11 protein-coding genes are annotated in these 11882 nt (G+C 64.7%); 5 read left to right on the plus strand and 6 right to left on the minus strand.

Annotated features, from left to right (window positions below; translation table 11 throughout):
* Positions 1 to 179: 179 nt before the first annotated feature.
* Positions 180 to 3689 carry an indolepyruvate ferredoxin oxidoreductase family protein gene (locus EPO50_RS14085; RefSeq protein ID WP_296345008.1) on the minus strand — a complete coding sequence of 1170 codons (3510 nt, stop codon included), beginning with the start codon at positions 3687 to 3689 and terminating at the stop codon, positions 180 to 182.
* A gap of 175 nt (positions 3690 to 3864) precedes the next feature.
* Here EPO50_RS14085 and EPO50_RS14090 point away from each other — a divergent pair, with 175 nt between their 5' ends.
* Positions 3865 to 4698 (plus strand): universal stress protein, encoded by an 834-nt coding sequence (locus EPO50_RS14090; RefSeq protein WP_296345010.1) that lies wholly within the window; start codon positions 3865 to 3867, stop codon positions 4696 to 4698.
* A gap of 10 nt (positions 4699 to 4708) precedes the next feature.
* Here EPO50_RS14090 and EPO50_RS14095 read toward each other — a convergent pair whose 3' ends face one another.
* Genes EPO50_RS14095 through EPO50_RS14115 form a run of 5 tightly spaced genes read right to left on the minus strand, consistent with a single transcriptional unit; the run spans position 4709 to position 8546 of the window.
* Positions 4709 to 5194, minus strand: a complete 486-nt coding sequence (locus EPO50_RS14095) for a tetratricopeptide repeat protein (RefSeq protein ID WP_296345012.1) — start codon at positions 5192 to 5194, stop codon at positions 4709 to 4711.
* Between the two features lie 60 nt (positions 5195 to 5254).
* Complete coding sequence (locus EPO50_RS14100; protein WP_296345014.1) at positions 5255 to 6922, minus strand: adenylate/guanylate cyclase domain-containing protein; 1668 nt, start codon at positions 6920 to 6922, stop codon at positions 5255 to 5257.
* 4 nt (positions 6923 to 6926) lie between these two features.
* Positions 6927 to 7277 (minus strand): arsenate reductase (glutaredoxin), encoded by a 351-nt coding sequence (gene arsC, locus EPO50_RS14105; RefSeq protein ID WP_296345016.1) that lies wholly within the window; start codon positions 7275 to 7277, stop codon positions 6927 to 6929.
* Positions 7278 to 7311: 34 nt separating this feature from the next.
* The gene (locus EPO50_RS14110) at positions 7312 to 7875 is read right to left on the minus strand and encodes a RecX family transcriptional regulator (RefSeq protein WP_296345018.1); all 564 of its coding nucleotides are present in this window, start codon (positions 7873 to 7875) and stop codon (positions 7312 to 7314) included.
* A 5-nt stretch (positions 7876 to 7880) separates the two neighbouring features.
* Complete coding sequence (locus tag EPO50_RS14115) at positions 7881 to 8546, minus strand: HAD-IA family hydrolase (protein ID WP_296345020.1); 666 nt, start codon at positions 8544 to 8546, stop codon at positions 7881 to 7883.
* A 119-nt stretch (positions 8547 to 8665) separates the two neighbouring features.
* Here EPO50_RS14115 and EPO50_RS14120 point away from each other — a divergent pair, with 119 nt between their 5' ends.
* The 4 genes from EPO50_RS14120 to EPO50_RS14135 all read left to right on the plus strand — a co-directional run bounded on the left by EPO50_RS14120 (position 8666) and on the right by EPO50_RS14135 (position 11882).
* On the plus strand, positions 8666 to 9343 hold the full coding sequence (locus EPO50_RS14120; RefSeq protein ID WP_296345022.1) for a TetR/AcrR family transcriptional regulator: 678 nt from the start codon (positions 8666 to 8668) through the stop codon (positions 9341 to 9343).
* An 82-nt stretch (positions 9344 to 9425) separates the two neighbouring features.
* On the plus strand, positions 9426 to 9857 hold the full coding sequence (locus EPO50_RS14125) for an SxtJ family membrane protein (protein WP_296345024.1): 432 nt from the start codon (positions 9426 to 9428) through the stop codon (positions 9855 to 9857).
* Positions 9858 to 9875: 18 nt separating this feature from the next.
* A complete protein-coding gene (locus EPO50_RS14130) occupies positions 9876 to 10028 on the plus strand; it encodes a DUF5989 family protein (RefSeq protein ID WP_296345028.1) in 153 nt (50 codons plus the stop codon).
* An 18-nt stretch (positions 10029 to 10046) separates the two neighbouring features.
* Positions 10047 to 11882: a carbamoyltransferase gene (locus EPO50_RS14135; RefSeq protein WP_296345030.1), complete on the plus strand. Its 1836-nt coding sequence runs from the start codon at positions 10047 to 10049 to the stop codon at positions 11880 to 11882.

The raw sequence follows: 11882 nt of genomic DNA on the forward strand, positions 1-11882 counted from the left end.
ATGAGTGCGATTCTCGCCTCCGGATTGTGCTTACCTTCCCCAGGCGAACGGGCTTATAGCGGCAGGTACGCCGACTGCATCCCTCCCTTCGCAGACGGCGTGCGTACCTGGGACGTCTGCGCTTCTTCCCCAACCCCTTCTGGGAGCGCGGACGTCCCGCCCTCGTTTTTGAGATACCGCTACTCGGCGGCGACGGATTGCGTTGCCGGGCTCTTGTAGGCGGCGAGCAGCGTGACTTCGCGCTCCTTCGCAGCCTTCACGTTCTTCTCCTTGATGTGGCCGAAGCCGCGCATCGTCTCGGGCAACGCGGCGATCTGCACCGCCATCGTGTGATTGTCCTGGCCGAGCGTGGCGAGCAGCGTCTCGACGGTGGCCTCGTATTCACCGATCAACCGGCGCTCCATGCGTCGCTCCTCGGTATAGCCGAAGATGTCGAGCTTGCTGCCGCGCAGGCGCTTCATCGAGGCGAGGAAGCGGAAGGCCGGCATCACCCAGCTTCCGAACTCGCTCTTCTTGAGCTGGCCCGTCGTCGGATCGCGATCGGCGAACAGCGGCGGCGCGAGATGGAAGGTGAGCTTGTAGTCGCCTTCGAACTGCGTGCCGAGCTTCCTCAGGAACTCGCCGTCGGTGTAGAGGCGGGCGACTTCGTACTCGTCCTTGTAAGCCATCAGCTTGTAGAGCGACTTGGCGACGGCCTCGGCAAGGCCACGACGGCCCGGCGCCTTGTCCTTCTCGGCCTTCGCGACCTTGTCGACGAGGGCGCGATAGCGCTCGGCATAGGCCTTGTCCTGATAGGCGGTGAGGAGGTCGACCCGCTTGGACACGATCTCGGCCAGGGTGCGGGCGACCGGCTTCTCGACGCGGAGCGTCGGCTTGGCGGCGGCCTGCACGGCGGCGAGATTGTGTGCGGCCAGACGACCCCAGGCGAAGGTGCGCTTGCTGGTCTCGACGGCAACGCCGTTCAGCTCGATGGCGCGATCGATCGCTTCCAGCGACAGCGGGATCAGCCCCTTCTGCCAGGCATGGCCCAGCATGAAGAGGTTGGTTGCGATCGAATCGCCCAGGATTGCCGTGGCGAGGCCGGTGCCGTCGATGAACGACGTTGCCTCGTCACCCGCGGCGTCGCGGATCGCCTTCATCATCGCTTCGGCGCCGAGGTCCATGTCGCCGTTCATGACGAAGGCCGCGACCGGCTGCATATGGCCGTTGATCACCGCCTTGGTGACGCCCTGCTCGATGCGCGAGAGCGCCGCGGGCGAGGCTGCCACGACCATGTCGCAACCCAGCACGAGGTTGGCGCCGCCGGCAGCGATGCGGACGGCATGCAGATCCTCGGGCTTGGGGGCGAGCCGGATATGGCTCATCACCGCGCCGTTCTTTTGCGCGAGGCCCGTGAAGTCGAGCACGGTACAGCCCTTGCCTTCGAGATGGGCCGCCATGCCGATCAGCGCACCGACGGTGATCACGCCGGTGCCACCGATGCCGGTCACCAGGATGCCGTAGGCCTCGCTCAGAGGCCGCAGTGTCGGCATGGGCAGCGATGCGAAAGGATCGTCCTGCACGACCTTGAGCTGCGGCCGGCGTGCCTTGCGGACGGCGCCGCCATGCACCGACACGAAGCTCGGGCAGAAGCCGTTCACGCAGGAGAAGTCCTTGTTGCAATTGCTCTGGTCGATCTGGCGCTTGCGGCCGAGCTCGGTCTCCAACGGCTTCACCGACACGCAGTTGCTCTTGTCGGAGCAATCGCCGCAGCCCTCGCAGACGGCGTCGTTGATGAACACGCGCTTGGCGGGATCGGGGAAGGTGCCGCGCTTGCGGCGGCGGCGCTTCTCAGCGGCGCAGGTCTGGTCGTAAACCAGCACGGTCAGACCCGGAATGTCGCGCAGTTCGCGCTGCACGGCATCGAGCTCGTCGCGATGACGGATGGTGACGCCATGCGCGAAACCGGCGTTCATCGGATATTTATCCGGTTCGTCGGTGACGACGACGACCTTCTTCGCCCCCTCGGCTTCGACCTGGCGCGTGATCTCCGGCACCGTCAGCGGCCCGTCATGCGGCTGGCCACCGGTCATGGCGACGGCATCGTTGAACAGGATCTTATAGGTGATGTTGACGCCCGCGGCCGCGGACTGGCGGATCGCCATCAAGCCCGAATGGTAGTAGGTGCCGTCGCCCAGGTTCTGGAAGATGTGCTTGTCTGAATGGAACGGCGCCTGGCCGACCCAGCCCACGCCTTCGCCACCCATGTGGGAGATGAGCGACGTGCGCCGCTCCGGCATCCAGATCGCCATGCCGTGACAGCCGATGCCGGCCATGGCGCGGCTACCTTCGGGCACACGCGTCGACGTGTTGTGCGGGCAGCCCGAGCAGAAGAATGGCGTGCGGGCCACCTTGGGCGGCGGCGCGGCGAGCAGCTTCTCCTTGGCCTCGAGGCGGGCCAGCCGCTGGCGCAGTTCGGGTGACTCGCCTTGATGCTTCATCAGCCGGTTGGCGATCACCATGGCGACACCGGTCGGCGTCAGCTCGCCCTCGCTCGGCAGGATGATGCGGCCGGTCTCGTCGGCCTTGCCGATCACCAGCGGGCGACGGTCGGCCGGCAGGTTGTAGAGCAGGCGGATGAGCTGGTCTTCGAGGTTCGAGCGCTTCTCCTCGACGACGATCACTTCCTGCAGGCCTTCGGCGAAGCGCCGGGCGCCTTCGGGCTCCAGCGGCCAGGTGACGCCGACCTTGTAGAGGCGGATGCCGAGCGCCTTGGCGCGCTCGTCGTTGATGCCGAGATCTTCCAAAGCCTGGCGCGTATCGAGATAGGCCTTGCCGGTGGTCATGATGCCGATGCGCGGGCGGGGCGGATCGATCACCGTCTTGTCGAAACCATTGACGCGCACGAAGGCGCGCACGGCATCCATCTTCGGCCCGTGCAGGCGCTTCTCCGCTTCGAGCGGCGGATCGGGGTTGCGGATGCCGAGGCCACCCGGCGGGAGCTGGAAGTCGGTGGGCATCACGATCTGGATGCGCTCGGGATCGACCCACACGGAGGCGCCGCTCTCGACGGTCTCGGAGATCGCCTTGAAGCCGACCCAGCAGCCCGAGTAGCGCGACAGTGCAAAGCCCAGGATGCCGAAGTCGAGGTATTCCTGCACCGTCGCCGGATTCACGACGGGGATCATCGCGGCCGAAAAGACCTGCTCGCTCTGATGCGGCAAGGTCGAGGACTGGCAGCCATGGTCGTCGCCGGCCAGCGCGATGACGCCACCATGCGGTGACGTGCCGGCGGCGTTGCCGTGCTTCAGTACGTCCATCGAACGATCGACGCCGGGGCCCTTGCCGTACCAGATCGAGAACACGCCATCGACGGTGGCGCCGGGGAACAGGTTGGTCTGCTGGCTGCCCCACACCGCCGTCGCCGCCAGGTCCTCGTTGAGGCCGGGCTGGAAGTGGATGTTGTTTTCCTTGAGGTAGCGCTTCGCGCCCCAGAGCGCGTTGTCGTACATGCCGAGCGGCGAGCCGCGATAGCCGGAGATGAAACCGCCGGTGTTGAGGCCGGCCGCGAGGTCACGCTGGCGCTGCATCATCGGCAGGCGCACCAGCGCCTGGATGCCGGTCATGTACACGCGGCCCTTGCCGAGCCGGTAGCGATCCTCCAGCGCATAGTCGCCAAAGACGAGAGGAACGGGAGTGACGGTACTCATCGCGGGAAGCCCTCCGGATGCGGCGGCGTGAACGGGCGTTTATTCCGCGCCAGCATAGCGGGCGAACGCACGATCGGGAAAGGCTGCAAGTGTCGATGCGGACGAGAGTTTCGCATCCTTGCGCGAGCAATTGCGTTGTACCCGAGGGCAGACGGGCAACCTCGGGAGGATCACCATGGGCTACAAGACCATCCTCGTGCACTGCGATGCGACGCGTGGCGCGGCGGGCCGGCTCAGGATCGCCGCCGATGTTGCACGGCAACATGGAGCGCATCTCATCGGGTTGCATGTCCGGCAGCCTTTCCAGACGCCGATATTCACCGATGCCAGCGCGGCCATGGACGCGCTCTACGCCAGTTACGAGGAGACGACCCGTACCGATGAGGCGGCGGCTTCCGCGATTTTCCAGGACCTGGCCGGCAGTGCCGGCGATTCCAGCGAATGGCGCACTGTGGCCGGCATGGCCGACGAGTGCCTGATCGAGGCGGGGCGGTACGCCGACCTGATCGTGTTGGGCCAGTACGATCCCGAAGCCTTGCCGGTGACCACATCGTCGGACTTGGTCGAGCGCGTGGCGATGGCGACGGAGCGGCCCACGCTGATCGTTCCCCACATCGGCGTCATGAAGCCGCCGGGCGGCAATGTGATGGTCTGCTGGAACAACAGCCGCGAGGCGGTGCGCGCGACCACGGCAGCGTTGCCGATCTTGAAGGCGGCGGTGAAGGTGACCTTGCTGATGATCGATCCGCAGAAAACGTCGGCGGCCAACGAGCCGGGTGCGGATATTGCCCAATGGCTGTCCCGCCACGGCGTGAAGGCTGTCCTCCAGCACGATAGCGCGGAAGGCTCCGATGTCGGCGGCGTGATCCTCTCACGCGCCGCCGATCGCGACGTCGACTTGATCGTGATGGGGATCTACGGCCACTCGCGCGTGCGGGAGATGGTCCTCGGGGGCGCCAGCCGGACCTTGCTCGCGAGCATGACGGTACCGCTGCTCGTCGCCCATTGAGGGACGGACGCTAGTTCGTCGGGCGCTTGCCCGCCTTGAAGTCGGCGATCGCGGCCTTGAGCATGCGATACTCGGTGCAGCCGAAGGTGCAGAGCGAATCGAGGCGCGCCAGTTGCTGCTCGGCGTCGGGCAGCCGGCCCATCATCAGATAGGCCTCGCCGAGATATTCGTAGGCGCCGATATGGCGGGGGTCGATGGCCAGTGCCTGCTGATAGTATTGCAGCGAGCCGGCAGCATCGCCCGACTTGCGGGTGGCAAAGCCCATGAGATTGTAAGCGTCGGCGTTCCTGGGATCCTTGGCCACGACCTGTTGCAACAGCGGCACCGCGCCTCTGTAATCCCTGGCTTCGATCATCGCCTTGGCACGCGTGTAGTTGGCATCGACAGGCTTGGCCTGTGGCTGCTCCATGCCACCACCACCGCCGCCTGCGGCAAGGACAGGAACCGAAAGAACGATGGCCGCTGACGTCATGGCGGCAACGAGGATGGAGCGCATGGGTACCTCCCGAAGACGATTGCGATTCTTGTCAGGCCCGTTCGGCGGGCAACGAAAATCTTATGACATTGGCGTGAGTTCACCTGCCCGCTTCACGGCGCGTACGGCGAGCCGCCCCTGGCGGCCACGGATCTCGACATTGTGGCGGGCGGCATCGCCGAGGTCGATGCCGGCGCGGTCCAACAGTTCCTGCGAGACGACCAGCTCGACGCCGAACTCCTTGGTGAGAGTCTCCAACCGGCTCGCCGTATTGACCGTGTCGCCGATGGCCGTGATCTGGGCGGCGCGTTCGTAGCCCATCTCGCCGACAATGGCGGGTCCTGCATGAAGGCCAATGCCGATCCGCAACGGCTGGTCGAGGTCTCCCGACAGGGCTTCGTTGAGATCGGTCAGCGCATCCGACATGCGTCGGGCTGCATCGAGCGCCTGCCGGCATGCGACTTCGGGCGTCCGGTTCAAACCGAAGAGTGCCATCACGCCGTCGCCGATAAACTTGTCGAGCCGTCCGCCGGCCGCTTCGATCGCCTGACCGGTGGCGCGGAAGTAACGATTGAGCAGGAAGACCACGTCGTAGGGCAGCTTGCCTTCGGAGATCGAGGTGAAGCCCCGGATGTCGGCGAACAGGATGGCGATGTACTGCTCGCCGCCATGGGCCTGCGGCTGGCGGCGATAGGCCTCGATCGGTCCTGCCGAGGCCGGCAGCAGCGGCGTGATGCTGTAATGGCCGGGCGGTGGCCTGACCTGGCAGGCCAGGCGCACATGGGGCGGCGCACCGATACGCGCCAGCACCTTCGCTTCCTCAGGCTGGGCTGACGGCAGCTTGTCACGATCGACACCGCCGACGCGCACGCGACAGGTCGAGCAGCGTCCACGGCCACCACACACCGACGCATGCGGAATACCGGCGAGACGACTCATCTCCAGGATCGTGAACCCCGTGGGTTGGGTCACGCTTCGCCGCTCGCCATAGTCGAGGCGGACCACACCGGCACGCCGTTCCCAGAGGTCGCGCAGCGGCCGTGCGGCGAACATCGCCACCAGCAGCGCCAGCGCCACGCTCTGCAATGTGTAGGAGATCATATAGAGGTTGGCGACCTGCTCGCGCGTTGGCGCACGAACGCGTTCGAACAGGCTGTCGAGGAAGCCCGGTCGTTGGGCGAGGTCGGCGACATCGCGCAGGGCGATGGCGGCGCCGGCGATGCCGGCCACTGGCACCAGCAAAGCGACGGCGTAGAGGTAGGGCAGCCAGTCGCGATACCAGGGCTTCAGGCGCCAGGCGAAGTGCAGGCCGATACAGGCATGAACCCATACGACCAGCGGCAGCGAGAACTGTCGGGCGATGCTTTCCCATCCGCCGACCAGCATGGAGGCCAGCACCCAGGGGTAGCCGGGTTCGACGCCGTAGAATTCATGGGCCAGTCGCGTGCCGACGACATGGATCGTGCCTAGCGGCACGATCAGGATGCCGAGACTCCATTGCAGCCATTCCCAATGCGACAGTTTGAGTGCACGGCGCCGGTAGAGCGACCACAAAGCGAGGAAGAAGTGGGTGAACAGGGCGCCGTAGAGAACGGCCTGGCCTATGGGATTGTGCCAGATGAAGACGAACCAGTGGCGGCCCGCCTCGAGAACGCGCAGCGAGATCAGCCCGAGGGCGTGATTGAGAAGATGCGTGATGACATAAAAGAAGAGGACGTAACCCGACCAGAGGCGTAGCCGTCCGGTCATGGTGTCATTTCAGAAGCGAAAGAACGGCTTCTGGCGGCCGCCCGATCGCCGCACGCGACCCGGACACCACGATGGGACGCTGCAGCAGGATCGGATGGGCCGCGATCGCCTCGGCGACCTCGGCCTTGCCGAGTTTGGTCTTGTCGAGTTTCAGCGACTTGAATTCAGCCTCACCGTCGCGGATCAGCTCGGCTGGGTCGCCGCCCACGAGACCGATCAGCTTTTCGACCTCGGCTTTGCTCGGCGGCTCCTTGAGATATTCGCGCACCGTCGGCTCGACGCCTTTGCTCCGGAGAAGATCGAGCGTCTGCCGGGATTTGCTGCAGCGCGGGTTGTGCCAGATCGTGACGGTCATGGGAGCCTCTTCCTTTGAAACCATGGCGAGCCGGTCAGGCTTCGTCCAGCGTGCCGGCAAGGGCGTCGGGATCGGCGGCATCGATCACCTTGCGGGCGAGGTCGTAGGCGAACCCGGCGCGCGCCAGCGCCGCCAGGTCGCGCAGGCGATACGACTCGCGATCTTTTGCCCGATAGGGGCCGAGACGCCGCCGCCGTGCGAACGCCGCCGCCGCCTTCAGCTCACGGCTCGCTGGGTCAGACCCAAGCTCGTCGTCGAGCGAGGTCATGGCGTGGTCGACCGTATCCTGGTCGACGCCGGCCGCCTGCAGGCGTTGTCGGGTCAGGCGGTTCGACGCGCCGCGACGATGGAGGGAGCGCGCCTTGGTCTGGGCGAAAGCCTTGTCATCGAGCAAGCCGGCCGTGACGAACTTCTGGACGACGACTTCGATCGCCTGTTCGACGTTGTCCATCACAGGTGCGTCGAGCATCTCCGCCTTGCGCACGCGACGCCGTAGCACGCGCCGCAATCCTTCCGCCGAACTCGCATATCGTTCGAGATAGAACGCAGCCGCGTTCTGCAGATACTTCGCCGTGATCGGGCGCGCGACGCGCTTCACCTGCATCAGCCTCGCAGGGGAATCCCCACCATCGCCTGCAGCTCGTCGATCGCGACGTCGGGATCCACCACTTTGATGGTGCGCATGCCCATCTCGCGCGCCGGCTTCAAGTTGATGCCGAGATCGTCGAGATAGATGCATCGCTCCGGCGGCACGCCGAGAAGATCGCAGGCATGCCGATAGATCTTGGGATCCGGCTTGCGCAGGCCGAGTTTGCTCGATTCAACGACATGCTCAAAAAGAGTCATGATCTCGGCGACGGCCTTGGCCTTCTCCGGGCCGCGTGCCATGCCCGGGCCTTCGCCCGACTTCATGTTGTTGGTGATGCATGCGACGCGAAAGGCTGCCTTGCAGCGGCGCAGGGCTTCCACCATCTGCGGCCGAATGTCGCCGCTCAGTGCCTGCAAGATCTTCCAGCCGTCGACAGCGTGACCTTGCGCCCGCGCTTCCTCCTCGAAGAGTGCGACAAAACCGTCGAGGGAAACTTCGCTTCGTTCCATCTTTGCCCACGCATTCGTATTCGGATTGCGCGCATTCAGGCCGCGAATGAAATCTTTGGGAAGACCAGCCTCTGATTCGTAACGATTAAACGCTTCGAACGGGCTGGAGAGAATCACGCCGCCGAAGTCCCAGAGGACCGCGAGCGGGGTTTTTGCATGGCTCGTATTCATGGTGGTGCGACGGTGTTTACCTTGTTCCTGCCTTACTCGACCCTTATCTCACGCCCTCCATAGGCGACGTACTGGTCCTTGACCATCTGTTCGCCTCCACTTCGGATAGGAAAGAGCACATGAGCGAAGCAGCGGTGATGCCGCGCGGCAACGCAGTGGCAACGACGACGGCGGCGGACATGAGCGGGACGGGTGGCCGGACCGATGGGCGCAATCGGCGTGCGGCCGAGACCCGTCGTAAGGTCATTGAAGCGGCGAAGGCGATGATCGCCGAAACCAGCACCGCCCCCACCGTGGTTGCGGTTGCCAAGCGCGCGGACGTCTCGGTGCGTTCGGTGTTCCAGCATTTCGGCGATGTTGAGTCACTTTTCGTAACTGTCATGGACGCCATCCGTAAGGACGTGGCGGCCCCGGCGCCGACGGCGGCCAACGAGCCGCAGGTCATCCGCATCGCCTCGCTGGTGCAGAATTTCGCCGAGTTGTTCGACAAGACTGTCCCGCTGCGGGTTGCAGCCGGCCAGTTCGTCGGCCATCCGGCCCTGATCGAGCGTGGTCTGGCGTCCAAGCGCGAGCTTCGGGCGGCTACTTTCCAGACGTTTGCGCCTGAATTCGAGGCTCTGGACGAGCAGGCCCGCGAGGAGCTGGCCGATGCGATCGGTGCGGCCCTGTCGCTCGACGCCTGGATCGTGCTCCGCCGCCGGGACGGGCTCAGCTTCGAGCGCGCCACGGCCGTGTGGCGCCGGACCCTGTCGGCGCTGCTGGGGTACAACCAGGTCGCTGCCGCCGCGGCGGAATAACCGCTCACGAGGTCGCCAATTGACTTGGCGTTTGGGATCAGGGAGTTAAGAGCCCCCAAACGGAACCGCGAACGCTTAGCACATGGCGACCAGCCAGCTTCATGAAGACTTTTCGCGAGAGGAGCACGTCAAGGCGGGCTCCGATCGCGGCTTTGGTCTCGTCTTTGCCGGATTTTTCGGCATCCTCACGGCGTTCTCGCTGTGGCACCAAAGTTGGGCATGGCATTGGACGCTACCGGTTGCGGTAGCGTTCCTTGTCGTTGCACTGACTTTCCCCAAGATTCTCGGTCCGCTGAACCGGCTTTGGCTGAAGTTCGGGCTTCTCCTTTATAAGGTGATGAACCCGCTCATCCTCGGCCTGCTGTTCTTCGTGACGATCATGCCGATCGGTCTGGTGATGCGGGCTTTCGGCAAGGATTTCCTGCGGCTGAAGCTCGACCGGAATGCCAAGACCTACTGGATCGAGCGCACCCCGCCAGGGCCGCCGCCGCAGTCGATGCGCAACCAGTTCTGATCGCGAAAGGACCGAGCCATGGGCTCAATCATTGTCGAACTCTGGGCGTTCATGAGAGAACGCAAGAAATTCTGGCTGCTGCCGATCCTCATCATGATGGTGATCTTCGGCGGCTTGATCGTGCTGACCAAGGGGTCGGCGATCGCGCCATTCATCTACACACTCTTCTAATCCGGTAGGACCAGTCCCATGCGGGTGCTCGGCATCTCGGCCTTCTATCACGACAGTGCTGCGGCGCTTATCGAGGACGGCCATTTGGTGAGCGCTGCGCAGGAGGAGCGCTTCACCCGGAAGAAGCACGATGCGGGCTTCCCGCAGAATGCGGTCCAGTTCTGTCTGGACCGCGCCGGCATCAAGCTGCCGGACGTCGACTATGTCGCCTTCTACGACAAGCCGTTCCTGAAGTTCGAGCGACTGCTCGAGACCTACCTCGCCTACGCGCCGCGCGGCTTCAGTTCCTTCCGTATGGCCATGCCGCTGTGGCTGAAGGAAAAGCTGTTCCAGAAGACGCTGCTGCGCGACGAGATGAAGCGTTGGGAGCCGGACTTCGATTGGCATAAGCGCCTGCTGTTCGGCGAGCATCACCAGAGCCACGCCGCCTCGGCCTTCTTCCCGTCGCCTTACGAAGAAGCCGCCGTGCTGTGCATGGACGGTGTCGGCGAGTGGGCCACGACGTCGCTGGCCTGGGGCCAGGGCAACAAGCTCGAGATGCTGCGCGAGATCCACTTCCCGCACTCGCTCGGCCTGCTCTATTCGGCCTTCACCTATTACACGGGCTTCAAGGTCAACTCGGGCGAATACAAGGTCATGGGCCTCGCGCCCTATGGCGAACCCAAGTTCAAGAACCTGATCCTCGACAAGATCGTCGACCTCAAGGAAGACGGCTCGTTCCGTCTGGATCAGCAGTATTTCGACTATTGCACCGGCCTGCGCATGACGAACGACAAGTTCGGCGCGTTGTTCGGCGGCAAGGCGCGCACGCCCGAGCAGCAGCTCACGCAGCATCACATGGACCTCGCGGCGTCGGTGCAGGCCGTCACCGAGGAGATCGTGATCCGCCTCGGCAAGTCGGTGAAGAAGGAAACCGGCGCCAAGAACATCTGTCTCGCCGGCGGTGTGGCGCTGAACTGCGTCGCCAACGGCAAGCTGCTGCGCGAGAACGTGTTCGACGGCATCTGGGTGCAGCCCGCGGCCGGCGATGCCGGCGGCGCGGTCGGCGCGGCCTACGCCGCCTATCACGGCTTCCTCGGCCAGGCGCGCAAGCTCAACGGTCATATGGACAGCATGGCCGGCTCCTACCTTGGGCCGGACTTCAAGGACGACGAGATCGCCGAGCGCCTCACGGCCGCCGGCGCCAAGTTCACCCGTCTCGACCATGCCGCGATGATCGAACAGACGGCGCAGGCACTGGCCGACTCCAAGGCGGTGGGCTGGATGCAGGGCCGCATGGAATTCGGGCCGCGCTCGCTCGGCGCCCGCTCGATCCTGGGCGATGCCCGTTCGCCCTCGATGCAGAAGACGCTCAATCTCAAGGTCAAGTATCGCGAATCGTTCCGCCCCTTCGCGCCGGCGGTGCTGAGCGAGGACGTGTCGAAGTACTTCGATATCAAGACCGAGAGCCCCTACATGCTGATGGTCGCGCCGGTGGTCGAGGATCGTCGCCGCGCCATGACGGCCGAGGAAGAAGCGCTGTTCGGCATCGACAAGCTGAACGTGCCGCGCTCCGACATTCCAGCGGTCACGCATGTCGACTATTCGGCGCGTGTCCAGACCGTGCACGAAGAGACCAATCCGGACTTCCACAAGCTTATCGAGGCGTTCAAGGCCAAGACCGGCAGCTCGGTTCTGGTGAACACCTCGTTCAACGTCCGTGGCGAGCCGATCGTGTGCACACCCGAGGACGCTTTCCGTTGCTTCATGGGCAGCGAGATCGAGGTCCTGGTAGTCGGCAACTGCTTCCTCAAGAAGGAAGACCAGGATCCGGCGCTGAAGCTCGACTACAAGAACGCCTTCGAGCTCGACTAG

This window comes from Reyranella sp., from assembly GCF_004297405.1.
Taxonomy (GTDB): Bacteria; Pseudomonadota; Alphaproteobacteria; order Reyranellales; family Reyranellaceae; genus Reyranella.